Below are 24961 nucleotides of genomic sequence, written 5' to 3'. Positions count from 1 at the left end.
GGAGGGCCAATCCAATCGAAGACCCGATAACGCGCCGGAGCAGGACATGACCCTACTGATAACAGCCCTTGTGACTGGCCTCGGCCTTGGGGCGATGTACGGGCTGATCGCCCTTGGCTTTCAGATCACCTATTCCGTCTGTTCGCGGGTGAACTTTGCCCAGGGCTCCATGGTCATGCTGGGCGCGGTGCTGGGCTATGTGCTGACCGCCCGCGCGGGCCTGCCGGCCATCGTCGCCTATCCGCTGGCGCTGGTTGGCTGCGCCCTCATGGGGATGCTGGTCGAACTGTTTCTGGTGCGCCCCTTTGCGAACCGCGGGTCCGAGGCGTGGCTCATGGCAACCGTCGCCGGGGGCATCCTGCTGGACAACGCGGTGCTGTTTACCTTCGGAAACGAACCCCGCAGCCTGCCGTCGCCGCTGGTCGGCCAGACCTGGCAAATCTTGGGAACCGGCGTCTATCCTCAACAACTTCTGATCCCGGTGGTCGCCGTGGGCCTTGCCGTCGCGCTGCATGTCCTGTTCCGCCGGACCCGTCAGGGCAGGGCGCTTCTGGCCGTCGTCCAGAACCCCGAAGCAGCCCGGCTGATGGGGATCAACACCAGCGCCATGATCTCTGGCTCTTTCGCGCTGTCGGCTGTGCTTGCGGGCATCGCGGGCCTGCTGATCGCACCGCTCTTCTCGGTGCATTCTGACATGGGCACGCTTTTTGGGATCAAAGCCTTTGCGGTCGCCATTCTGGGCGGCATGACCTCGGCCTCTGGCGTGATGCTGGCGGGCTTCATCTATGGGTTGATCGAGGCGCTGGTGACCACCTATCTCGGGTCCTCCTACACCTATATCGCCGTCTTTGGCCTGCTGATTGCTGTACTGGCGATCAAGCCAAATGGCCTCTTTGGCAAAGCCGCGCTGCGCAAGGTGTGATGTGATGAAACTGACCGACGCCCGCCTTCTCGACCTCACCATCCTTGCCGTTGCCGCCGTGTCGCTGGCCTGCCTTGGCCTGCTCAATGGCTACATGCAGTTCGTCTTCGGCCTTGTTGCGGTCTGGACGATCCTCTGCACCGGCCTCAACGTCTTCTACGGCCTGACCGGGCTGGTCTCCCTTGGCCAAGTCGGGTTCTTCGCCGCCGGGGCCTATGCCCATGCGATCCTTGTGCAGGCGGGGCTGAGCTTCTGGCTCGCGCTGCCCGCCGCCGCTATTGTCGCCGCGCTGATCGGCTGTGTTCTGGCCATCCCGGCAGTGCGCATGGGCGGGCCGTTTCTGGCCATGGTGACCATCGCCTTTGCCTTCATTATCGAACACCTCGCCATTGAATGGCGCGGGCTGACCGGTGGGCAGAACGGGCTCTTCGGCTTCGATCAGCCCAGCCCGTTCGGCTATACCTTCACTGAAACCAACCTCTTCGCGCTTGCGATCATTCTGGCCGCCGCCGGTCTGCTGGCCTATCGCCGCTTGTCCGTCAGCGGCTGGGGTATCGCCATGGCGGCGCTCAGGGATCAGGAGATCTCGGCCGGGTCGCTCGGCTACGATCCGATCCGCACCAAGTTTGCCGCCTTTGCCATCGCGGCGGGTGCGGCGGGTCTGGCGGGGGGCCTTTTCGCGCAGATGATGCAGTTCATCGCGCCGTCGAACTTTGTGCTGTCGCAGTCGATCCTCTTCCTCTTCGCCGTGATCCTAGGCGGCGCGGGCACCGTTCTGGGGCCCTTGGTGGGCGCGGCTGTCGCGGTGATGCTGCCGGAGTATCTGGCGGGGCTCGCGGAATACCGGCTGCTCTTCTTCGGGGCGCTGCTGGTCGCCGTCCTTCTGATCGCCCCGCGCGGGGTTGTGGGCACGGTGGCGGCCTTCCTGCCGCGCCGGTCCGATCCGGTCGCGCCCGCCGATCCGGCGCAGGTGATGGCATTCATCACCCCGACCGACCGTCAAACCCTGACCGTCACCGATCTTGGCATCACCTTCGGCGGCGTCCGCGCGGTCAATGGCGCGACCTTCGAGGCAAAGCCGGGCGAGGTCACAGCCGTCATCGGCCCGAACGGCGCGGGTAAGACCACGCTGCTCAACATGGTCTCGGGCTTCTACCGTCCGGGCGAGGGGCGGATCGAGACCGCGGGTCAAAACATCGCCGGCTGGACCATGCACGCCACCGCCCGTATCGGCATCGCGCGCACCTATCAGGCAACGCGTCTGTTCGGGGCCCTCACGGCCGAAGAAAACGTCATCGCCGGTTTCCCGCGCGGCGCCTTCGGCGGCATCTTCACCGCCCTCGGCACGCCCGAACGCCGCGCCATGGCGCGCGGGTTGCTCGACCTTGTTGGCTATCGCGGCGATCCCGCCACCCGCGCCTCTGACCTGCCGCATGTCGACCGTCGCCTGATCGAGATTGCCCGCGCGCTGGCCATGCGCCCCGGTGTGCTGCTGCTGGACGAACCCGCCGCAGGCCTGATGCAGGGTGACAAGCGTGCGCTGGCCGATCTGCTGCGCAGGCTGGCCGATACAGGCATCGCCGTTGTGCTGGTCGAGCATGACATGGAGCTGGTCATGGGCATTTCCGACCGCATCCTCGCGCTTGACGCGGGTGAGCCGATCGCCTTTGACACCCCCGCCGTCATCCGCAGCGACGCCCGCGTGATCGCGGCCTATCTGGGCGAAGGCACGCTGAGTGTGCCGGGGCGGGTGCTGGCCCATGAACCGGGCGCCATTGACCGTCTTGTTGCGCGGAACCTCTGCGCGGGCTACGGCGCGGCGGATGTGCTGCAGTCGGTCAGCCTGCATGTCCGTCAGGGGGAGATGGTTGCGCTTCTGGGCGCGAACGGCGCGGGCAAATCCACCTTCCTGCGCACCGTGGCCGGGCTGATGGCCCCGACCTCTGGCCAGATCGTCATGGACAATGCCGATATCCACGGGCTTCCGCCGCATCAGATCGTGGATCGCGGCCTCGTGCTGGTCCCCGAGGGGCGGCAGGTCTTCCCCGAACTGACCGTGGCGCAGAACATCGAACTGGGCGCCTATCGCCGCAAGACACAGCCCGAACCGGGTGAACTTGAGGCGCTGCTGACCCGCTTCCCGCGCCTGCGTGACCGTCTGCACCACCCGGCTGGGCTGCTGTCGGGCGGGGAACAACAGATGATGGCCATCGCGCGGGGTCTCATGTCGCAACCGCGACTGCTTCTGCTGGACGAGCCGTCCCTCGGCCTCGCCCCCGCGATGATCGAAGAACTTTACGCCATTCTGGCCGAATTGCGCGATGACGGGATCACCATCCTGCTGGTCGACCAGATGGCTTCGCTCGCACTGGCCGCATCCGACCGGGGCTATATCCTCGAACAGGGCCGCATCGTGGCCGAGGGCAGCGCGGCGGACCTGCTGGCGGATGACGCCCTGATCTCGGCCTATCTGGGTGGCGGAGAGGCACGGGCGGAGGCCGCGCAATGACGCTCGATCTGGTCATCCGGAACGCCCGCCTTGCGGACGGCGCATCCCCCGTCGATATCGGCATTGCCTGCGGCCGTGTCGCGACCATCGCACCGGGCCTCAAGGCCGATGCGCGAGAGCTGGACGCAGGCGGAGGCCGCCTGATCCGGGGCTTTGCCGACAGCCACCTGCATCTCGACAAAGCCTGCCTGCTGGATCGCGCCTCTAACCCCACGGGCACGCTGAAAGGCGCGATTGAAGCCGTGAGCGCTGCCAAGCGCGACTTCACGACCGAAGATGTCTATGCCCGCGGCGCCCGCGTGCTGGAGAAAGCCATCGGCCAGGGGACCAACCTTGTCCGCGCCCAGACCGAGATCGACCCCGTGATCGGCCTTGCCGGGTTCGACGCGGTGCGCCAGCTGAAGGCCGACTATGCCTGGGCGCTGGACCTGCAAATCTGCGTCTTCCCGCAGGAAGGCCTGCTGAACTATCCCGGCACCGAAGACCTGCTGCGTCAGGCGCTCGATCAAGGGGCGGATCTGCTGGGCGGCTGTCCCTATACCGATACGGATCCGAATGGTCAGATCGCGCGCCTGTTTGACATGGCGCGGGAGTACGACGTCGATCTCGACTTCCACCTCGATTTCGACCTCGATCCGGGCTGGCGGCACCTTGACGAAGTGGCGCGTCAGACGATTGCACACGGCATGCAGGGCAGGGTCGCAATTGGCCATGTGACCAAGTTGTCGATGCTTCCGGCCCGCGCGCTGGACGACACTATCGCGCTGATGCGCGACGCTGGCATCGCCCTGACCGTCCTTCCCGCAACTGACCTCTTCATGATGGGGCGCGAGCATTCCGAAGCGATCCCGCGCGGCGTCGCCCCGGCGCACAGGTTCCACGCGGCAGGGGTCTGCTGCACGGTCGCGACGAACAATGTGCTGAACCCCTTCACGCCCTACGGCGACTGCTCCCTGCCGCGCATCGCAAACCTTTTTGCCAATATCGCCCAGATCGGCGACCCGGCAGGGCTGAGTGCCTGTTTCGACATGATCACCACCGCGCCGAACCGCCTGCTGGGCCGGGACGACCGGATCGTGGAGGGAGACGTGGCCGACCTCGTACTTCTTCCCTGCGATGACGCGGTCTCAGCGGTGTCCGAAATCGCGCGCCCCCTCTGGGGGATGAAGGCGGGACGTCTGACCTTTGACGCGCCCCGGCCGACGCTTCTGCGGCCGGCACTGGTGCCAGCATGATGACGGGTCGCGCGGATCGGACCGCGCCAATCCATGCGGAAGGCGCGTACAGCAAGCAATTCAAAGCAAACAAGGGGTCCGCATGAGTGACGTCAGCTTTAATTTCGACGATCTCACCCCGAAAGAGCGTTACAAGCTGCTGATCGGGACAGTGATCCCGCGCCCGATTGCGCTGGTCACGACCCGGTCGCTTTCAGGTCAGGCCAACGCCGGCGCCTTCAGCTTTTTCAACGTGCTGACCCATGACCCCGCGGTCGTCGCCATGGGGATCGAATACAAGCCGGACGGCACCCCCAAGGATACCGCCCGCAATATCCTTGATACCGGAGAGTTCACGGTCCACATCGCCGATTACGCGCTGGTTGACCAGATGGAGATCTGTTCGATCAAATTCGCCCCGGAGATAGACGAGCTCGACGTCGCTGGCCTGGACACCGCTCCGGGTGACACTGTCCACAGTCCCCGCATCCTTGCCGCCCCCGCGGCGTTGGAGTGCACGCTGCTCCAGTCTATCCCCGTTAGCCCGGCACGGGTGATCGTGTTGGGACAGGTGAAGAAGTTATTCCTGCGTGAAAGCCTGCTCGACCCCGAGACGATGTATATAGATCAACAAGCCTTTGATGCCATCGGTCGTCTCGGCGGGTTTCTGTACGCGCGGCAGCGGGATCAGTTCGAACGCGTGACGCCGACGCCGAATGCGTTTTTCGCAGCAATCGATTAGAGTGTCGTCCAGGTCGCACCGGGGAAGGGCCGCCGCCTGTCACGGCGATACCGCGGCTGGCACTGCCTCTATGCACAAGACTCAGAGATCTGAATGGCATCCATCAGAACATTTTTGCTGAAAGTTCTTGCGACCCCATAGGGTTGCAGTTGTCAGTTTATGAGCTGGCCAAGCCTGCCCGCGTGCACGCCGTTCACATCAAACGGGAGAGGCGGGACGGACGTGTAAAGGAATGCGCGTGACCGAATTCCGAGACCGTGTGTTCGCGTGGCCAAGCTGACATGAAAGAGATTTTGTCCGCAGAAGCCGACAGCCCACCAACATGCGACGCAGGTAGGTGGTGTGGCCCTTTTCCAGCCAAAGCGTCTAACCGTTCAAGCCAAAGGTATCTGGGCCGAACCGACCATCGCGGCGCGATATCTTGCGTCAGGACGCCATGCGCCCGGTTTTTTGGAGCTTCGCCCAGATAGCAGTTTCGGCTTCTGCTTTCTTGCCAATCAGGCGCGTTGCGACCGTCGCGATTCTTGGGGTCGGCAGAATGTCGGAAAAGCTTGTCAGCTCACTACTGTTGTTCGTGTTCTTGATCATTGAGGCCGGGATCCAGGCGATCCCGACACCTGCCGCCGCGAGTTGCATGGCCGCGACAGTAAGGGCCGTTTCAACCTTCACCTCTTTGCGCCATCTCTGGTCGATGTGAGGGGTCACATTGGTGTCCATGAGTTTTCCGAGAAAGACGTCGGAGGGATAAGCGATGACGGACAGGTCTCCGTCCGAGATCCGGTCGCGCAGCGACGATCTGCCAACCGGGATCAGGTCTTCTTTGGAGAGGAGAATTTCTTCGACATATTCCTCGGACGGCTCCGCGAGTTCGCTCATCGACTTGTAAGTCAGAACGAGGTCAGCCTCTTTCGTGATGAGCATGCCCCAGCATTCAGACCGGTTGGCTGATCTCAGACGCAGATTGTAACCCAAATCGCCAAGGTGTTCTGAAATCAGCCCGGGAAGAAGGGACGTCGTGATGGCATGCTGGCTGGCGATAACAATGCGGCTGCTGACCTCGCGATCCGCTTTGCGAAGATCCACGACCAGGGCTTTGAGATCGGCCGAGAGCTGACGCAGGCGATCTTCTTGCTCGACCAGCATTCCGGTGGGGCGGGCAGGTTTCCGCGACCGGTCCATCAGTTCGACACCGAGATATTCCTCGATGCTGCGCACCCGGCGCGAGAATGCGGGCTGGGTCAGATACCGGCGGTTCGCCGCCTCGACCAGAGACTCGCTTTCAAAAATCGCCACGATGTCTTCAAGCCATTCCAGTTTCATGACTTACCCCTCAAACATGCATAAATCGCATGATAGGTCGGAAACTTGGCATTTGAGAAGCTGAAATCTTCGTTGCATTGTGGGGTGGAACGCTATGTCGGAGTTTATACTATGCATTTCGCGCGATTTGACCGCATTCGTCTGGCCCATTTGCCGACCCCTCTGGAACCCATGAACCGGCTGTCCGATGCGCTGGGCGGTCCGCGGTTGTGGATCAAGCGGGATGACTGCACCGGCATGTCGACCGGCGGCAACAAAACCCGCAAGCTTGAGTTCCTGATGGGTGAGGCTCTGGCCCGGAAGGCCGATGTGGTCATCACCCAAGGCGCGACCCAATCGAACCATGTCCGCCAGACCGCTGCCTTCTGTGCCCGTCTTGGGCTAGATTGCCATGCCATCCTCGAAGATCGCACCGGGTCCAACGATCCCGACTATCGGCTGAACGGCAATATCCTGCTGGACGGCCTGCACGGGGCGACAGTTGAACATGTGTCAGCGAACACCGATATGGTCGCCGCCTGCGAAACGGCGGCGGAAGAGCTTCGCGCCAAGGGCAAGTCGCCCTACATCATCCCCGGCGGCGGGTCGAACCCGGTGGGGGCGCTTGGCTATGCCAACTGCGCGCTGGAACTGGTCAATCAGGCCAACGAAATGGGGCTGAAAATCTCGCGTCTGATCCATGCCACCGGGTCTGCGGGCACACAGGCCGGTCTGGTGACCGGGTTGCGGGCGATCAATTCGGGTATCCCTCTGCTGGGCATTGGCGTCCGCGCCCCCAAGGACAAACAGGAAGCCAATGTTTTTGCTCTCGCACAGGCAACGGCAGATAAACTCGGATGCCCTGGAGTGGTGTCACGCGAGGATGTCGTTGCCAACACCGACTATGTCGGCGAGGGTTACGGTATTCCCAACGCCGGAACGATCGAGGCGATTGAAATGTTTGCACGCTACGAAGGTATTCTGCTGGATCCGGTTTACTCCGGCAAAGGCGCGGCGGGACTGATTGATCTGATCCGCAAAGGCACCTTTGACGGGGCCGAGAACATCGTCTTTCTGCACACCGGAGGATCAGCGGCATTGTTTGGGTATCGTCAGACGTTCGAAGAGCCGCGGCTCGTCACCCTGGCGGCATAGGCGGAACAGCGGGCTGGCAAAGCAGATGCGCAACGTGATCGGTATCCTCGGGGGAATGGGGCCAGAGGCCACCATTCTGATGATGTCCCGCCTTGTGGCCGCTACGCCAGCCTCCGACGATTCCGATCACATCCCGATGCTGGTGGACAATAATACGCAGGTGCCATCGCGTATCGCGCATCTGATCGACGGCACGGGACAAGACCCGACGCCGGTCCTGGTCGGCATGGCGCAGAAGCTTGCGTCCAGCGGGGCCGACGTGCTCGCCATGCCGTGCAACACGGCCCACAGCTATTATCCCGCCGTTGCCGGGGCGGTGCAGGTGCCGGTGCTGAACATGGTCGAGCTGACCGCGCAGGCCGTGGCCCGTGCGCATCCCGAGGGGCCGGTTGGCATCCTTGCGTCCCCGGCCGTTGAAATCACCGGCATCTTTGCCAAGGCCTTTGCCGCTCTTGGGCGGGACATTGTCTACCCGGCCGACCGCGACCGCGTGCTGTCGGCCATACGCGCCATCAAAGCGGGGCGCATCGACACCGCTTTGCCGATCCTTGAGGAGGCTGCGGACGAGATCGCCACATCCGGCGCGCCCGTCGCAGTGGTCGGCTGTTCCGAATTTTCAATTGTTGCGCCACAGCTGACGGGGGGACCGCTGGCGCTGATCGACAGTCTCGATGTGCTGGTGGACGCCTGTGTCGCCTATGCGACCGGTTCTGTCGCCGCATCCAATCAGGGAGCCAAGCTGGCCAAATGACCGTCACCTATATCAAATCCGCCAAGCCCCACGCGCCGGAACGCCAGATTGAACTGCGCGATCAGGTCACAGACATCCTGTTGGCGATCGAAAAGGGCGGCGAGGCCGAAGCGCTGGCCTATGCCCGCAAATTCGACAACTGGGACGGCGATGTCATCGTCAGCGATGATGAAATCAAGGCCGCCGCCGCACGCCTGTCGCCCTCGGTTCGCGAAGATATCGATTTCGCCCATGAAAACATCCGCCGCTTCGCCGAAGCACAGCGCGCGACGCTGACGGATATGGAGATCGAAATGGCGCCGGGCTTTATTGCCGGGCAAAAGTCGATCCCGGTTCTCGGGGCAGGGTGCTATGCGCCGGGCGGGCGGTTCAGCCATGTCGCATCCGCCCTGATGACAATTACCACGGCCAAGGCCGCCGGGGTCGATTTCGTGGCCGCCAGCTCTCCGCCGCGCGGGGCGCAGGGGATTTCGGACGAAATGGCCTATGCGATGAACCTGGCCGGGGCCGACCGCATCCTGCGCATGGGCGGGGTGCAGGCGATTGCCTCGATGGCGTTTGGCTTTTTTGGCATGCCGCCGGTCGATACCCTCGCCGGGCCCGGCAACGCCTGGGTGGCCGAGGCCAAGCGTCAGCTCTTTGGACGGGTTGGCATCGACATGGTCGCGGGTCCGACAGACAGCCTGATCCTTGCCGACCGCACCGCCCATGCCGAAGTTGTGGCCTGGGACATGGTCGGCCAGATGGAACACGGCGCGGACAGCCCGGTCTGGCTGGTGACCGACAACGCCATCCTTGCGCAGGACGTAGTTGATATGATCCCCTCGCTCATCACATCTCTGCCCGAGGCAAACGCCGGCTCCGCCAAGGCGGCATGGGACAATCTGGCCGAAGTGGTGGTTTGCGGATCGCGGGAGGAAATGGCGCAGATGGCAGACAGGTATGCGCCCGAACACCTGCATGTTCAGGCGGCCGATCTGGATTGGTGGCTGGGGCGTCTCAAAGCCTACGGGTCGCTGTTTCTGGGCGAGGAAACCACTGTGGCATTCGGCGACAAGGCGTCTGGTCCAAACCACGTCCTGCCGACCTCGGGCGCGGCGCGATATACTGGCGGCCTTTCGGTGCACAAGTTCCTGAAGACCGTGACATGGCAGAGGTCCAGCAAAGAGGCGGCGCAGCGCGTTGCCGAAGTGACCGCCCGCATTTCCAGACTGGAAGGCATGGAAGCCCATGCGCGCACGGCTGACATCCGCATGTCGCCGCGGTCCTGAGGAGAGCCGGCCTTGGATCATCATGAGACAACCGGCCGCGTGATGGGGGCTGAGCTTATGCTGCGTGCCACGAAGGCATGGCTGGCCCGCCACGGTCAGGGCCTCGCTCTGGCCGTGGCAACGGCGCTGTCTGCGGCCTTTCTGGCCGAACGATGGGGCGCGCCGTCGATGCTTCTGGCGCTGTTGCTGGGGATGGCGTTCCATCCATTGTCGGAAGACGAGCGATGCAAGGACGGTCTGGCCTTTGCCAGCGGAACGCTTTTGCGGGCTGGCGTGGCACTCCTCGGTTTTCGGGTCGAGTTGTCTGACCTTGCGGCGCTTGGACCTGCGCCCTTCGTCGGGACATCCCTGCTTTTGCTGCTGACTATCGGCACCGGATTGGTGATCGCCCGCCTCATGGGCCGAGACCTTGCCTTTGGATTGCTGGCGGGCGGCGCGGTGGCCATTTGCGGGGCCTCGGCCGCGCTGGCGATTGCCGCAGCCCTGCCGGCCCGCATGCTGCGCGGAAAGGATGTGATCTTCACGGTCGTCGGGGTCACCTCGCTGTCGTCGATTGCGATGGTTCTATACCCCATCCTCTTTGATGCCTTGGGGATGTCCGACCGACAGACGGGCTTCCTGATCGGCGCGACCATCCACGACGTCGCCCAGGTTGCCGCGGCCGGGTATTCGCACGGGGTGGAAACCGGCGATGCCGCCACGCTGGTCAAGCTGAGCCGGGTCATCATGTTGCCGGTCGTGCTTCTGGGCGTGGCCTTGGCCGTGCGCACGCCGGGCCGCAAGGGGTTCCCGCTGCCGCCTTTCGTGATCGTCTTTGGCATCCTGCTATGCCTGAACAGCCTTGGCATCGTGCCCGAGGCGTTCCGTCAGGCGATGGTGCATCTGTCCTCGGTGCTGTTGCTTCTGGCCATTGCCGCCCTTGGCGCGCGGACCTCACTGCCTGCGATGTTCAAGCTGGGGGGCGGGCATCTGGCCGTGCCTGTCGGCGCGACATTGGTCCTGCTGATTGCGGCCATCGGCTGGGCGGTTCTGTTCATCTAAGGCTACTCGACAACTCTGCCGACAAAGCAAACGAAAAGCCCCCGTCGCGATGACGGGGGCTTTTGCTGCTCGGTTCGGTTTATCCGGATTAGACGTCTTCGGCGTAGTGGCAGGCGCTCATGTGTCCCTGACCCATGTCGCGCAGGGCGGGAACCTCGGCGGCGCAGCGGTCCGTGGCCATGGGGCAGCGGGTGCGGAAGAAGCAGCCGCTAGGGGGATCGATCGGGCTGGGCACGTCGCCCTTCAGAACCACGCGGTTGCGATCGGCTTCGGGGTTGGGCAGCGGCACGGCGGACAAGAGCGCCTTGGTATAGGGATGGCGAGGGTGGCGGAACATGGCCTCGCGGTCGGCGATTTCCATGATCCGGCCAAGGTACATCACGGCGATCCGGTCGCTCATATGTTCGACCACGGCCAGATCGTGCGAGATGAACAAGAGCGCCAGCCCAAGGTCCTTTTGCAGGTCCATCAGCAGGTTGATGATCTGCGCCTGAACCGACACGTCCAGCGCCGACACGGCCTCGTCACAGATGATGATATCCGGCTCGGATGCCAGCGCGCGGGCGATACAGATCCGCTGGCGCTGCCCGCCCGAGAACTGATGCGGCATCCGCACCATCGCCTCACGCGGGAGGCCCACCTTTTCCAGCAGGTCGCCGACACGCGTCTGACGCTCAGTGCGGGTCTTGGCCATGCCGTGGCTGCGCAGGGGCTCGGCCACCAGTTCTTCCACCGACATGCGGGGATTGAGCGACGAAAACGGGTCCTGAAAGACGACATTCAGGCGTTTGCGCACCGGCTTCATCTGCGCCCTGCTCAGCCCGTCGATGCGCTGGCCGTCCAACGTGATCTCGCCCTCGGTCAGGGGGATCAGCTGGGCGAGACATTTGCCGACCGTGGACTTGCCACACCCGGATTCACCGACCAGCGACAGCGTCTCGCCCTTGGCGATGTGAAAGCTCACGTCGCTGACCGCGTGGACGGCCTTGTCGGATTTGCCAAACAACCCGCCGCCGCCAAGGGGGAAGCGTTTCACAAGGTTGCGGACTTCGATCAGATGAGGTGCGTCGGTCATGCGGCGTTGGCCTCTTTCGGGGCAAAGTGACAGGCGGCCAGATGGCCCGGGGCCTTGGCCTGAAGGGCGGGATCGATCCGGCGGCAGACATCCTGCGCCAGCGGGCAGCGGTCGGCAAAGGCGCAGCCCTGCAGGGGTTTCGACAGGTCCGGCACGCGGCCCGGAATTTCGGCCAGCCGGACGGAGCCGGCAGCCGACAGGGACGATCCCAGTTTCGGCACGGCGTTGAGCAGACCCTGCGTGTAGGGATGGCGCGGCGTGCGGAAAAGATCGCCCACCTTGGCCTCTTCGACCTTGCGGCCCGCGTACATGACCAGCACGCGTTCGGCGAATTCGGCCACGACGCCCAGATCATGGGTGATCAGCATGACGGCCGATCCGACCTTGGACCGCAGGTCCTGCATCAGGTCGAGGATCTGCGCCTGAATGGTCACATCCAGCGCGGTCGTCGGCTCATCCGCCACCAGAAGCGCCGGGTTGCAGGCCAGCGCGATGGCGATCATCGCCCTTTGGCGCATCCCGCCCGACAGCTGGTGCGGATATTCATTGACCCGCCGCTCGGGCGAGGGGATGCCGACAAGGCGGAGCATTTCAATTGCGCGGTCATGCGCCTCTGCCCGGCTGGCCTTTTCATGCAGGCGGACGGATTCACCGATTTGCTGCCCGATGGTGAACACCGGGTTGAGCGAGGTCATGGGTTCCTGAAAGATCATCCCGATCTCGGACCCGCGCAGCTTGCGCATCTGCTTTTCCGAGGTCTTCAACAGGTCCTTGCCGCGGAAATTGATCTGCCCGGAGATCTTGCCCGGCGGGGTCGGCAAAAGCCCCAGGATCGACATGGAGGTCACGGATTTCCCGCAGCCGGATTCGCCCACCACTGCCAGCGCCTCGCCCGCGTTGATGTCGAACGACAGCCCGTCGACGGCCCGGTTGACGCTGGTGGCGGTGCGGAAATGGATCTGAAGATCACGTACTTCGAGAAGGGCCATGGTCACACCTGTTTCGCAAGCCGGGGATCGACCGCATCCCGCAGCCCGTCGCCCAGAAGGTTCACGGCCAGCACGGTGACCGAAAGGAAGATCGCCGGGAAAAACACGATCGACGGCTTCACCTGCCAAAGAGCACGGCCCTCGGCCATGATGTTCCCCCACGAGGGGACCGACGATGGCATGCCCGCCCCGATGAACGACAGGATCGCCTCGGTGATCATCGCAGAGGCGCAGATATAGGTCGCCTGCACGGTCAGGGGCGCCAGCGTATTTGGCATGATATGCCGCCAGATGATCCCGAGGGTCGAGGTGCCACAGGCGGTGCCAGCCTCCACATAGGGTTGTTCACGCACCGACAGCACGACCGACCGGGTCAGACGGGCCACACGGGGGATTTCGGCAATGGTGATGGCAAGGATCACGTTGAACACCGACCCGCCGCGCATCAGGGTCATCAGCGCGATGGCCAGCAGGATCGCGGGGATCGACATCAGACCGTCCATGACCCGCATGATGATATTGTCCGCCCATCTGAGGAAGCCCGACATCAGCCCGATGGCCAGCCCGAAGACAGAGGCACAGATCGCAACGCCCGCGCCTACGATCAGCGAGACACGCGCGCCATAGACGGTGCGCGAAAAGATATCACGCCCCAGCATGTCCGTGCCGAACCACGCCTCGGCCGAGGGCGGCTTGACCCGGAACGCGGGGTTAAGCTCGGCCGGATCATGTGTGGCGATCAGCGGGGCGAAAACCGCAACCAGCGTGACGAGCACCAGAAGCGCAAGGCCGATCCACAACGTGGGATGTTCGATCAACAAGGCCATGCGGCGGCTGCGCTGCGGCGGCGGGGTGAGGATCTGCGGCCGTTCGGGGGCGGCGGCGAACTCAGCATCGGAGGAGAGGGGGGCGGTCAATAGCGGATCCTCGGGTCGATCAGGGTGTAGGACAGGTCGATCAGCAGGTTGATGATCACGTAGACAAAGCTGAAAATCAGGATGATGGCCTGAATGACCGGGTAATCGCGTCGCAGGATCGACTCGACCGTCAGGCGGCCCAGGCCGGGCAGGGCAAAGACGGTCTCGATCACCACGGCCCCGGAAATCATCAGCGCGATGCCAAGGCCCACGACGGTCACGATCGGCACCAGCGCATTGCGCAGGGCATGGACATACAGAACGGTGTGGCCGGCAGCCCCCTTGGCGCGGGCGGTGCGGATGTAATCCTGCTGCAGGATCTCAAGCATCGTGGCGCGGGTGATCCGGGCGATGAGGGCAATATAGACGCCCGACAGGGTCGCGGCGGGCAGGATCAGGCTGCGCAGCCATGGCAGAATGCCCTCGGCAATGGGTTTGTAGCCCTGCACAGGCAGCCAGCCAAGTTTCAGCGCCAGCGTCCACGCCAGCACATAACCGACCACAAACACCGGAACCGAAAAGCCCAGAACAGCGAACAGCATGATCGCCCGGTCCAGCAGAGACCCGCGTTTCCACGCCGCCGCAACCCCCATGGGGATAGCGATGACCAGCGCGATGGCCAGCGTCACGACCATCAGCGACACGGTCGGTTCCACCCGCTGCAGGATCATCTGCGTCACGGGTTCACGGGTGAAGATCGAGGTGCCGAAATCCCCCTGAAACACGCCGCCCGCCCATTCGGCAAAGCGCACGGGGAAACTGCGGTCCAGCCCCAGCTGGGTGCGGATCGCCTCGATATCCTCCTGCGTGGCCTGATCGCCAGCAAGGATCGCGGCCGGATCGCCCGGCGCGAGGTAGAGCAGGCTGAAGACGAAGATCATCACGAACAGGACGACCGGGATCGTCGACAGGATGCGTCTGAGAATATAGGCGCTCATGCGGGTTCAGTCCTTGGACAGGGCTAGGGGTGGGGGCAGGGCAGGGGCACCCGGTCTTGCCGGATGCCCGCTTGGATCGGCTCAGGCGCGATCCACGTTCCAGAACAGGCTGACCGAGGCCTGCAGCAGGCCGGTCAGATCGGTCCGGACGGCCCCGTCCTGGAAGGTCTGGCCAAGCGGTACGGTGGGCACCTGATCCAGCGCGCGGGCATGGGCCTTGTCGAAAAGCTGCTGCGCCTCTTCGTCGGACTGGGCCGAGAGCCATGCGGCGACGGTCTCTTCCATCTCGTCGTCCTTGTACCAGCCCCACCAGCCTTTTTCGCCTAGGCCGCGGGTTGTGGCATTGGTGGCCGGATTGTCGATCGAGATCGCGGGCCAGTTGGTGTGCGCGATGCTCCAGCCGCCATTGTCGACCGGTTCCTTCGACACGCGGCGCTGCACCACGGTGCCCCAGTCGGTGTCCTGCAGATCGACGTTCATGCCGATCTTGGTCAGGATATCGGCGGTGATCAGGCCATGCGGGTGGATCGACGCGATGTCCGTCGGGTTCAGGATCACGACACGCTCGCCGTTATAGCCCGCATCCGCCAGCGCCTGCTTGGCACCTTCGACGTCGAGCGAGTTGAGCAACCCTTCGCCCAGCTCGTTCACGCCCGGCAGACCGCATGGGAAGGAGGCCAGACATTCCTGACGGTTGGCATCGCTGGCCGTGACGGCCTGCATATACGGCGTCTGGTTGATCGCCTTCATCACGGCCTGACGCACGCCGACATTGTTGAACGGCGCCTGCAGGTGGTTGAACCGCATGACCGAGACCAGACCAAACGGGTCCTGACGGAAGAGATTCACATCGGGGCTCATTTCCATGAGCGGTGCAAGGTCGGGCAGGACCGAGGCGACCCAGTCCACTTCGCCGGCCTGAATGGCCGCGGCGGCGGTGGCCGGGTCGGGGATGACGTTCCAGATCACGCGGTCAAAGTTCACGACCTTGCCGCCCGAGGTCCAGGCCGCCTGCTCGGCGCGGGGCACATAGCCTTCGAATTTCTCGTACACCATCCGGTCGCCCGAGACATATTCGTCCGCGACCCATTTGAACGGGCCCGAGCCGACCATTTCGGTGACCTGCTCGGAAATGTCGGTTTTTGCCAAACGTTCCGGCATCATCATCGCGGGCGAGGAATGCGGTTTGCCGATCGCGTGCAGCAGCCGGCCGAAGGGGCGCGTCAGCTTGATCACGATGGTCTTGTCATCCTTGGCGGAAAAGCTTTCGGTCGCTGCGCCAAGCGCCTGACCAAAGCCGTCGCGCTTGGACCATCGCTCAAGGCTCGCCGCACAGTCCTGCGCGCGGACCGGCTCGCCATCGTGGAACATCAGCCCCTCGCGCAGGGTGATTTCCCATGTCAGGCCGTCGTCGGACACGATATGCCCTTCGGCCATCTGCGGCACCGGCTGCAGATTGCCGTCCATGCCGTAGAGCGTATCGAACACGCAATAACCATGCGTGATGGAGACCGCGGCGGGCGTGAACACCGGGTCAAGAATGGTCAGGTTCGAACTGGGAACATAGCGCAGGACTTTGGTTTTGTTCTGCGCGATCGAGGGGAGGGATAACAGTGGTGAGGCCGCAGCAGCACCCAATAGGGAACGTCTTGTAATCATGGTGTTTTCCTTCCTGAAGGTCGTGTGTTTTGGTTTATTTATGCGACATGTGGTACGGGCTGTGGGCTGTCGGTGTCGTCCGCGGGCCAGAAGGGCCGCTGACGTTTTTCCCAATCGACATCCTGCAACCGCAGCGGCGCTCCGCCGGGGCCATGCAGGGCGATGAACTGGACACCCGGCCCCAATAGCTTTCGATAGTTCATCAGGTTCTTGAACGAGGCAATCTTCATCTGAGTGATGTCGATCCCGCAAGCCGCGTAGTGTTCGTCCATATGCTCGTAAAACGGATAGCTGCCGACCAAAATCCGGATGCCGCCCTTGCGGAGCAACACAGTTGGCCCGGTCGATACCGTTGCGCCACTGGCCGGGCCGCCAGAATAGGTGAACACGCTGTCGCAGATTTTTTCAACGCGGGCATTGGCTTGCACAGGTTTGAACCACCGGTCATCCTGCTTCGCCCCGATCTGGAATTCCGCCTCGGACCCTTCGCCAAGGGCGATCGCCTTGGCCGCGGTTTCGGGGTCCACGATATAGACCGCGGCGTCCGTCTCGGGTGCGACGTCCAGCAGGGCCTGCAAAAGGGCGGGGCTGTCACCCTGCGCCCCCGCGCCCATGGCGTCAGGGGCATCCACGATCAGGATGCGGTCCGGAGAGGCCACGGCACGGGCCACCGCCTCGGCCGGAACAAAGGCGGGAAGCTCAAAGTCACGCCGACGGTCCCAGATGGCATCCAGAACCTCTTGGGCTGCATCATCCGCACCGTCCGGATCGTCATCGGTGACGGCGAGGCCGGTGATCCCGACATCGGCCATATCGAGCCACGGCTGAACAGGGAAATAGCTGACCGACAGGGCGCGCCCGTCCGCCTCGATTTTGCGCGATAGGGTTGCGACCTGTGCCATAGGTTCGTCATTCAGCGTCGCGCCGCCAAGAACGGGCACAATCGCATTATATTTCTTGATCCGTGTGACGGGCTTGATGTCACCTTTGACCGCCCGGACCAAAAGCGCTGCGGCGCAGGCACCGGTGCGATAGGCATCGACATGAGGATAGGTTTCGTAGCCGACAATGATCTGCGCCATATCCGCCATGCGCTGCGTGACATGGGCATGCAGGTCAAGACTGACGGCAATAGGGATTGACGGGTCGCCCAGGCGTTCGCGCACCGCCTTTATGACGCCGCCTTCGGGGTCCTTCTCGGTGGCGCAGATCATGGCGCCATGTAGCGACAGGTATACGCCATCAAGCGGTAACGCGGCCGCGATGCCCTCCGAGATGATCTGGATAACCTCGTCATAGAAAGCATCATCAACATGCCCGCCAGATACACAGCGTGACATGAAAATAGGCACAATCTCAGCACCGGCCTCTTGCAGAGTGTCGACGGCGCCGGTGACAGACAGTTGTTTGCCTGTCACAACCTTGATGACCTCTTCGCCGAGATAGTGGCCGAACCGCCCGAAGTCTTCCTTGCGGGCGACGCGCAGGGACAGGCTGTTTCCTTCGAATTCGAAACTGGCGATGGCTATTTTCATGGGGCTGGACGGACCTAAAGTTTGATGGCGGCTGCTGGATGACGGCGAAAACGGTCATGAGAAGGATTGGATGTATGCATTTATCGAGAAGTCTCGCAGCAGATTCCGCTGATTTCAAATGCGAATTGACAGGGTAAATATGCAATTGCTGCATCTTTGCCCGCTGCATGTGTGGTGGAGGTATTGCCGGCGATGGTCAACATGCCGGTCATAATTCTGATGGGTGCCAGCTTGGTCGGATAACCTGCGTGTCAGGCTTTCGCAGGAGTTACCTCGGCCAAACGTTGCGGGACTATCAGCGTCAGGGCTTCTCCGACCAGCCGCGCGGCACGGGGCAGCATCCGCCGCGCGTCAACCACTACGCTGACGGACTGGGGGCGCAAGCGTTTGTCGGTTAACGGCACAAAAGATAATGTTCCGCTTTGCAGCTCTGCCAGCATGTCCAGCCGCGACGACAGCGCGACAAGGCGCCCCTGTGCGAGAACCTGTTTCAATAGCTGAAGAGAGTTCGTCACCAACGCGGGTTCCACCGGGTCGAACAGCCAGCCATACCGCTGGTCAAGGTATTCGCGGGATGACAGGACCCGGCTTTGTGCTGCAATTGGATGCTGTGCCGCCTCTGCCAGTGTCATCCCGTCCCTACCCCAGAGCGGATGCCCGCGCCCGACGACGCAACCAAAGGGCAGGGGGCTGGACCATAATACATGGCGGTTGCGGTCACTGGGAAGATTGAAAGCGATGGCCAGATCGATGCTGCCGTTTTCAAGCTCCTGACCGGCCTCGCGCGGGGTCATGATCTCGATGGCGAGGTTGATCTTGGGGTACCGCACCGCAAAGTCATCGATGAGCGCAGGCAGGATCGTGTTGGCCATGCTGTCCATCGCCGCCAGACGCACCGTCCCGTGCTGTTCCCCGCGCATATTGCGCAGCTCGGTCTCAAGCCGGTCTTCATCCGCCCGCCAGCGCCGCGCCATCTGAAGCGCGGTCTCTCCGGCTGCGGTCAGACGCATGCCGCGTGCGTGCCGTTCAAAAAGCGGCGTCTGACAGCTTTCTTCCAGCGCGATGATCTGCCGGTCGATGGCTGAAGCGGCAATCCCGAGGCTGCGGGAGGCTGCCTGGATCGACCCCGTCCGCGCCACTGCTTCCAGGTATTGGAGCGTTCTGGGAAGGATATGCAGCGCCATGAACCTCACCTGAGCATTGCCATTTTGCGTATGCAGCGTGACCCATTTTGAAATATTTGGCAATGCAATGCTGCGCTAGGCTGACCGAGAACCCAGGAGGTGACTCGGTGATCGACACGGCCAAGACCCCATTCTCAATCAAGGCTCTCAACCGCGCCAGCGTGCCGGAAGCCCTTGATATGATGGACCGGATCGTCGAGCGGTCAGACTGGCTGGCAGCCCGCGCCGTGACAGCGCGCCCCTTTGCCGATGCCCCCTCGCTGGCCCTGTGGCTTGAGCGTGAGGTCACCGGCCTTCCGCGTCAGGACGCCATTCTGCTACTGCAGGCGCATCCCGAGCTTGCCCCCGCCGTGCCCTCCGCGATGACGCATGCGTCGCAGTCCGAACAGAGCCGCATGAGCCTGCTCAACCCGACGCCCGCGCTGGCGGAAAAACTGGCGACACTCAACGCCGCATACCGCGCCAAACACGGCTTTCCCTTCGTGATCGCCTTGATTGCCCAGCCCGATATGGAGGCCGTTCTTGCGCAATTCGAAAGCAGATTGGCGGCTGACACAAAAGAGGAACTGCCCCGGTCGCTGCGCGAAGTTGTGTCGGTCATGAAGGCGCGCTTGGCTCGTCTGACAGGGGACGCAAGCGTTGCGCAGGGGAGGGCGGCACCGGCTGAGACCTCTGCCCACATCACCGGAGATACCCTGTCATGAGAGACCTCCTCCTCAAGCTCCGCCGGTCCGAAGATGCCGCCCACGCCCCTCACGCATGGCTTGGCGCGCTTGGCGGCGTGGCCCTGCTGATCCTGTCGATCATTTTCATCGTTGGCGGCTATGAACTTGGCTTCGGCTCGCCCCGTCGGCTTGGTACCGGGGCCTTCCCGGTCATCACCGGCTTTACCCTCGCGGTCCTGTCGCTGGCCGTCATCGCCGGTGATTTCGCCGACAAGACGGACCTCGATAAGCCCGACTGGATCAGCTTCGCCGCGATCGGCGGCGCGCTGATCGTCTTTGCCCTGACCGTGGGTCGCCTTGGCCTCGTCCCCGGCGTCTTCCTGACAACGATCACCGCCAGCCTGCCTGATCCGGCGCTGAGATTCCCCGGCAAGGTCCTGCTTGGGATCATCGTCGCGCTTGGCTGCTGGGGCCTCTTCGTCGAGGTCATCAACCTTCCCGTCAAACCGTTCGTGGGGTTCTGAGCTATGGATATCATCACCGGTTTCGCCCAGGGCCTCATGGTCGCTGTACAGCCCGAGAACCTTCTTTACTGTTTCGTCGGGGTCTTCCTCGGCACCTTCATTGGGGTCCTGCCCGGCATCGGGTCCATGGCTGCCATTTCGATGCTGCTGCCGCTGACCTTCTACCTCGACCCGACGGCGGCGATCGTGATGATCGCGGGCGTCTATTACGGGGCGGAGTATGGCGGGTCGATCGCGTCGATCCTGATGAACATCCCCGGCACGCCGTCCTCGTCGATCACCTGTATCGACGGCTATCCGATGGCGCGTGAGGGGCGGGCGGGCATCGCGCTCTTCACCTCTGCCATGGCGTCCTTCGGGGGCGGGATCATCGGGATGGTCGTGATGGCCGTGCTGGCCCCGGCGCTGGCCAAACTGGCGCTGAACTTCGGGCCGACGGAATACTTCGCCGTCATCCTGCTGGGCCTCGTCGCGGCCTCGGCCGTGTCGAACGGATCGCCCATCAAGGGCGTGGCCATGGTCGCCGCCGGCCTTATGGTCGGGACCGTAGGCGTTGATATCACGACCGGCGCGGAACGCTTCACCATGGGCATCCCCGAGATGCGCGACGGCATCCACCTTGTCATCGTCGCCATGGGCCTTTTCGGGGTCGGAGAGCTGATCTCCTCGATCAAGGCCAACGCGACCGGCGCCCATCAGAACGAGATCGACTACAAGAAATTCTACCCCTCCCGCGCCGAATGGAAGGCCATGTTCGGCCCGGTCTGGCGCGGAGCCAGCATCGGCAGCTTTTTCGGCGCACTTCCCGGCACTGGCCAGACCGTTGCCTCTGCCGTGGCCTATGCGGTGGAAAAGAAGGTCTCTCCCAACAAGGCCAACTTCGGCAAGGGCGCGGTCGAAGGTGTTGCAGTGCCCGAGTCGGCCAACAACTCCGCCACCCAGACCGCCTTTATCCCGACGCTGACGCTTGGCGTGCCGGGCTCCGGGTCCATGGCGCTCGTGATCGGGGCGCTGATGATGTACGGCATCACGCCGGGCCCGCGCCTGCTGGTCGAGCATTCGGATCTGTTCTGGGGTCTCGTTGCCAGCTTCCTGATCGGGAACGTGCTGCTTCTGATCCTCAACATCCCGATGATCGGCCTCTGGGTCCGGCTGCTGCAGATCCCCTACAAGTACATGTACCCGACGATCATCGTGCTGATCTGCATGGGCGTATATTCCCTGAATAACAACGTGTTCGACATCTGGATGACGCTGCTCTTCGGATGGGCCGGCTACCTGATGAAGCTCTTCCGGTTCGAACCCGCCCCCTTCCTGATCGGCGTCGTTCTTGGCCCGATGATGGAAGAACAACTCCGCCGCGCCATGCTGCTGTCCCGCGGCGACCCGATGGTTTTCCTGACCCGCCCGATCAGCGGCACGATCATCGTGGTGACGGTGCTGCTGCTGGCCTGGTCGATCTTTGCCGCGCTGCGCGCCCGGCGTCAGGGCCGGATGATGCCCAACCTTTCCGACGAATAACCCAACCAACACATCCCAACCAACAAGGAGATTTACCCGTGAAACACCTCGTTACCCTCTCCGCCGCGGCCGTTCTTCTGGCCACCACCGCCGCTGTTGCGGAGCCCGGCAAATGGACAGATGAACCCGTCCGCATCGTCGTGACCTTTCCCCCGGGTGGCACGTCTGACCTGATCGCCCGGGTTCTCGCCCAGTATTTCGAAAGTGAATACGGCCAGAAAACCGTGGTCGACAACCGCCCCGGTGCCGGCGGCACCGTGGCCGCCGACTATGTCGCGCAGCAGGCCCCGGACGGCACGACCCTGATCCTTGGCAACAACGCGCCCTTCACGATTGCGCCGACCCAGTTTGAGACGCTGCCCTATGAGCCGCTCGGCAGCTTTACCCATATCGCCAACCTCGGCGCCTCGACCCCCGGTCTTTTCGTGCAGCCCAAGCTGGGCATTACGGACCTGCCCGGTTTCATCGAACTGGCCAACGGCGCGGGCGTGACCTACGGGTCCTCCGGTGTCGGGTCGATCACCCATATCCTTGGCAATGCGGTCGACAATGCGCTTGAGATCGAGACGATCCACGTTCCCTATCAGGGCAGCGCGCCCGCCATTCAGGACTTCCGCGCCGGGGTTCTGGACGCCTTCTACGACTCGCTGGCGCAGAACGCCTCGATGATCGAAGATAATGAAGTTGTGCCGCTTGGCGTCGCCTCGGCTGAACGTATGGCCCGGTTCCCCGATATCCCGACCTTCCGCGAACAGGGCTATGACGTGGTCATTCAGAACTGGACCGGTCTTTCGGGCCCTGCCGGTATGGACCCGGCGATGGTCGAGACGATCCACGACACGGTTGAGGCCGTCATGGCTATGCCGGCCGTCATCGAACAGATGGACGCCTGGGGCATCAGCCACACGCCCATGACCAGCGAAGAGTTCACCACCTTTGTCGGCAGCACGGTTGAGGTCTGGCGTCCGCTGATCCTCGCCGCCAAGGTCAACGGGGGCTGATATGGCAAACGCGGCCCGGGCGCAGGCACGGGGGGATCTCCTCCCCGTGCGGTTCATCCTGAACACCTTTTACTCGGGCCCGCAGGCCTGGTTTTTCCTCGCCGATGACAACGGATATTTCCGCGAAGAGGGGCTGGAGGTGACGTTCACCGAAGGCAACTCCCTCGCCCGAGCGGTGACGACGCTGACCTCGGGCGACTATGACGTCGGCTATGGCGACATGAACGAGCTGGTGCGCATCGCCGCCGAGGGGAAACGCGAAAGCCCCCTTGCGGTGATGGCGATCCACAACCGCCCGCCCTACACCATCGCGGTGGACGCGGCGGGGCCGGTGAAGACCGCCGCCGACCTGCCGGGGCGGCGGTTGATCTCCCACGATCAGGATGCGGCCTGGCTGCTGTTTCCGGAATTCTGCCGTGCCACCGGGATCGACCCGGCCTCGGTTCATACGACCATTTCCGGCCTGTCGCACAAGGTCATGGTGCCGCAGATGCTGGCCGGCGAATGGGACGGGATCTTTGGCTTCGTCAACACCGTCGCCGCACAGGCGATTGAGGCGGGTGTAGACCCCAAGGTCTCCCTCCATCACCTGGCCTGGCACGAGGCCGCGCCCGCCTTCTACGGTGGCGCGCTGATGGTGACGCGCGCCTTCCGGGAGGCGCATCCGCAGGCCGTTGCGGGTCTCTGCCGTGCGGTGAACCGGGGGCTGGCCGATACCGTCGCCGACATCGACGCCGCCGTTGACGCGGTGGCCCGACGTAACCCCGGTATCGACCGCGCAGCCAACCGCGCCCGCCTGATCGGCACGCTGGACCTTGAGATGGGCGATCTGGCGGCCCAGACCGACGGCATGGGCGATATGGACGACGCCCGCCTTGCCGAAATCGCGCGGCTGATCGTTGAGGCCAAGGGCTATGCCCATCAGCCAACGCCGTCCGAGGTTTTTGACCGCAGCTTCCTTGTTCCGCCGGAAGAGCGCGCACGGATGCCGGCGCCGGGCTCCTTTGCATGAAGATTGCCGTCTTCTTCGTGGGTGCGCTGCACGACACCGGCTTCAACGCCAATGCACTGGTCGGGGCAGACGCCGCCCGTGACCTTCCCGGCGCTGAGGTCGAGATCGTGTCGGGCACCCCGTTTGAGCCGGAGGCGATGACGGAGGCACTGGACGCCGCCGCCGCGCGGTCGGACGCGGTGATCTTCATCGGCGGGCAGGGCAACAAGGTCACGCCCGTGGTCGCAGCCCGCTACCCCGACCGCGCCTTTGCCGTGGTGCAGGGAGAGGTCACAGGGCCCAACATCGCCAGCTATGACGTTTTGCAGGAGCACTCGGCCTTTCTGGCCGGGTGTCTGGCGGCGGAAACCACCAAGACCGGCGTCGTTGGCCACCTGTCGGGCCACCGTGTGACGCCGGGGCTGAAAGGCCGCGCCGCGTATGCGGCCGGGATCGCGCATGTCGATCCCTCCGTCCAGCTGGTGACCGGGTTCTGCGGCACTCAGGACGACAGCGCCGTGACCGAGCACTGGGCCACGGCCATCGCCGGGCAGGGGGCGGATATCCTGTTCACCATGCTCAACGCCGCACGTGCGGGGGCGACGCGGGCCTGTCGCGCCGCCGGTATCAGGCAGATCGGCAATGTGGGCGACTGGACCGCTGTCGATCCCGAAACCTATATCGGATCGGCTGTCGCCCGGATTGACCTTGGCGTCCTGCAGGCCGCAACGGACCTGACCTCTGGCACGCGCCCTCTGGTCGTTCGGCATCTGGGTCTGTCTGATCACGCCGTGCGCCTCTGCATGGCCCCTGATGTGCAGCCGGGCATTGCTGCGAAATTGTCTGACGTTGCGGCAGAGGTTTCCTCCGGCAAGCTGATCGTTCCGACGGAGTATCGCGGCCCGGAGTTCACCCCGACAGAGCAGCATTAACCGGAATTAGCAGATCGTTCTGCTGAGACAGGTCGTTGCGTGTTCGCTCCGTCGTTCCTGATCCATTGGCCATTGGCGGTACTGACCGCCCTTTGCCCGGTCGGGGGGCTCATGTTTCAGTAGATG

Annotated in this window: 22 protein-coding genes; 14 read left to right on the top strand and 8 right to left on the bottom strand. The window is 63.5% G+C overall.

The window, feature by feature from the left end; genetic code table 11:
• The first annotated feature begins 46 nt into the window (after window positions 1-46).
• The 4 genes from ACRARG_RS08140 (at window position 47) to ACRARG_RS08125 (ending at window position 5387) form a co-directional block, all read left to right on the top strand.
• Complete coding sequence (locus ACRARG_RS08140) at window positions 47-922, top strand: branched-chain amino acid ABC transporter permease (RefSeq protein WP_432689504.1); 876 nt, start codon at window positions 47-49, stop codon at window positions 920-922.
• 4 nt (window positions 923-926) lie between these two features.
• Window positions 927-3431: a branched-chain amino acid ABC transporter ATP-binding protein/permease gene (locus ACRARG_RS08135; protein ID WP_432689503.1), complete on the top strand. Its 2505-nt coding sequence runs from the start codon at window positions 927-929 to the stop codon at window positions 3429-3431.
• The gene (locus tag ACRARG_RS08130) at window positions 3428-4666 is read left to right on the top strand and encodes an amidohydrolase family protein (RefSeq protein WP_432689501.1); all 1239 of its coding nucleotides are present in this window, start codon (window positions 3428-3430) and stop codon (window positions 4664-4666) included. The genes ACRARG_RS08135 and ACRARG_RS08130 overlap by 4 nt, the downstream gene beginning before the upstream one ends.
• An 82-nt stretch (window positions 4667-4748) precedes the next feature.
• Window positions 4749-5387, top strand: coding sequence for a flavin reductase family protein (locus tag ACRARG_RS08125; RefSeq protein ID WP_432689499.1), 639 nt, complete (start codon window positions 4749-4751; stop codon window positions 5385-5387).
• Window positions 5388-5813: 426 nt separating this feature from the next.
• On the opposite strand, the gene ACRARG_RS08120 is transcribed toward ACRARG_RS08125, so the two are convergent.
• Window positions 5814-6707, bottom strand: coding sequence for a LysR family transcriptional regulator (locus ACRARG_RS08120; protein ID WP_432689498.1), 894 nt, complete (start codon window positions 6705-6707; stop codon window positions 5814-5816).
• A 111-nt stretch (window positions 6708-6818) separates the two neighbouring features.
• On the opposite strand from ACRARG_RS08120, the gene cuyA reads away from it, so the two are divergent.
• The 4 genes from cuyA to ACRARG_RS08100 are packed head-to-tail and all read left to right on the top strand — an operon-like array spanning window position 6819 to window position 10904.
• The gene (gene cuyA / locus ACRARG_RS08115; RefSeq protein ID WP_432689496.1) at window positions 6819-7841 is read left to right on the top strand and encodes a D-cysteate sulfo-lyase; all 1023 of its coding nucleotides are present in this window, start codon (window positions 6819-6821) and stop codon (window positions 7839-7841) included.
• A gap of 25 nt (window positions 7842-7866) precedes the next feature.
• Window positions 7867-8592 carry a cysteate racemase gene (gene cuyB, locus ACRARG_RS08110; RefSeq protein WP_432689495.1) on the top strand — a complete coding sequence of 242 codons (726 nt, stop codon included), beginning with the start codon at window positions 7867-7869 and terminating at the stop codon, window positions 8590-8592.
• Complete coding sequence (hisD, locus tag ACRARG_RS08105; protein ID WP_432689493.1) at window positions 8589-9863, top strand: histidinol dehydrogenase; 1275 nt, start codon at window positions 8589-8591, stop codon at window positions 9861-9863. The genes cuyB and hisD overlap by 4 nt, the downstream gene beginning before the upstream one ends.
• Before the next feature lie 12 nt (window positions 9864-9875).
• Window positions 9876-10904 (top strand): YeiH family protein, encoded by a 1029-nt coding sequence (locus tag ACRARG_RS08100; protein WP_432689492.1) that lies wholly within the window; start codon window positions 9876-9878, stop codon window positions 10902-10904.
• A gap of 88 nt (window positions 10905-10992) precedes the next feature.
• On the opposite strand, the gene ACRARG_RS08095 is transcribed toward ACRARG_RS08100, so the two are convergent.
• From ACRARG_RS08095 to ACRARG_RS08065, 7 genes are all read right to left on the bottom strand, one after another.
• On the bottom strand, window positions 10993-11979 hold the full coding sequence (locus ACRARG_RS08095; RefSeq protein WP_432689490.1) for an ABC transporter ATP-binding protein: 987 nt from the start codon (window positions 11977-11979) through the stop codon (window positions 10993-10995).
• Complete coding sequence (locus ACRARG_RS08090; RefSeq protein ID WP_432689488.1) at window positions 11976-12968, bottom strand: ABC transporter ATP-binding protein; 993 nt, start codon at window positions 12966-12968, stop codon at window positions 11976-11978. The genes ACRARG_RS08095 and ACRARG_RS08090 overlap by 4 nt, the downstream gene beginning before the upstream one ends.
• Before the next feature lie 2 nt (window positions 12969-12970).
• Window positions 12971-13885, bottom strand: coding sequence for an ABC transporter permease (locus tag ACRARG_RS08085; RefSeq protein WP_432689487.1), 915 nt, complete (start codon window positions 13883-13885; stop codon window positions 12971-12973).
• Window positions 13882-14823, bottom strand: a complete 942-nt coding sequence (locus tag ACRARG_RS08080) for an ABC transporter permease (protein ID WP_432689486.1) — start codon at window positions 14821-14823, stop codon at window positions 13882-13884. Before ACRARG_RS08080 ends, ACRARG_RS08085 begins: the two co-directional genes overlap by 4 nt.
• Before the next feature lie 81 nt (window positions 14824-14904).
• On the bottom strand, window positions 14905-16482 hold the full coding sequence (locus ACRARG_RS08075) for an ABC transporter substrate-binding protein (protein WP_432689485.1): 1578 nt from the start codon (window positions 16480-16482) through the stop codon (window positions 14905-14907).
• 38 nt (window positions 16483-16520) lie between these two features.
• Window positions 16521-18017: a M81 family metallopeptidase gene (locus ACRARG_RS08070; RefSeq protein WP_432689484.1), complete on the bottom strand. Its 1497-nt coding sequence runs from the start codon at window positions 18015-18017 to the stop codon at window positions 16521-16523.
• A gap of 251 nt (window positions 18018-18268) precedes the next feature.
• Window positions 18269-19201, bottom strand: coding sequence for a LysR family transcriptional regulator (locus ACRARG_RS08065; RefSeq protein WP_432689483.1), 933 nt, complete (start codon window positions 19199-19201; stop codon window positions 18269-18271).
• A gap of 107 nt (window positions 19202-19308) precedes the next feature.
• Between ACRARG_RS08065 and ACRARG_RS08060 the strand changes: the two genes are divergently transcribed.
• The 6 genes from ACRARG_RS08060 to ACRARG_RS08035 are packed head-to-tail and all read left to right on the top strand — an operon-like array spanning window position 19309 to window position 24835.
• Window positions 19309-19905: a 2-oxo-4-hydroxy-4-carboxy-5-ureidoimidazoline decarboxylase gene (locus tag ACRARG_RS08060; RefSeq protein WP_432689481.1), complete on the top strand. Its 597-nt coding sequence runs from the start codon at window positions 19309-19311 to the stop codon at window positions 19903-19905.
• The gene (locus tag ACRARG_RS08055) at window positions 19902-20390 is read left to right on the top strand and encodes a tripartite tricarboxylate transporter TctB family protein (RefSeq protein WP_432689480.1); all 489 of its coding nucleotides are present in this window, start codon (window positions 19902-19904) and stop codon (window positions 20388-20390) included. Before ACRARG_RS08060 ends, ACRARG_RS08055 begins: the two co-directional genes overlap by 4 nt.
• A gap of 3 nt (window positions 20391-20393) precedes the next feature.
• Entirely contained in the window at window positions 20394-21911 is a 1518-nt protein-coding gene (locus ACRARG_RS08050) for a tripartite tricarboxylate transporter permease (RefSeq protein WP_432689479.1), read from the top strand.
• 38 nt (window positions 21912-21949) lie between these two features.
• Complete coding sequence (locus ACRARG_RS08045; protein WP_432689477.1) at window positions 21950-22912, top strand: Bug family tripartite tricarboxylate transporter substrate binding protein; 963 nt, start codon at window positions 21950-21952, stop codon at window positions 22910-22912.
• Between the two features lies 1 nt (window position 22913).
• A complete protein-coding gene (locus tag ACRARG_RS08040; protein ID WP_432689476.1) occupies window positions 22914-23924 on the top strand; it encodes an ABC transporter substrate-binding protein in 1011 nt (336 codons plus the stop codon).
• The gene (locus ACRARG_RS08035; RefSeq protein ID WP_432689475.1) at window positions 23921-24835 is read left to right on the top strand and encodes a BMP family protein; all 915 of its coding nucleotides are present in this window, start codon (window positions 23921-23923) and stop codon (window positions 24833-24835) included. Before ACRARG_RS08040 ends, ACRARG_RS08035 begins: the two co-directional genes overlap by 4 nt.
• Window positions 24836-24961: the final 126 nt, after the last annotated feature.

It is taken from the genome of Pseudooceanicola profundi (assembly GCF_050897955.1).
In the GTDB taxonomy this organism is placed as follows: domain Bacteria; phylum Pseudomonadota; class Alphaproteobacteria; order Rhodobacterales; family Rhodobacteraceae; genus Pseudooceanicola.
Note: the sequence above shows the minus strand (reverse complement) of the source record. Positions and strands in the feature narration are given on the sequence as shown.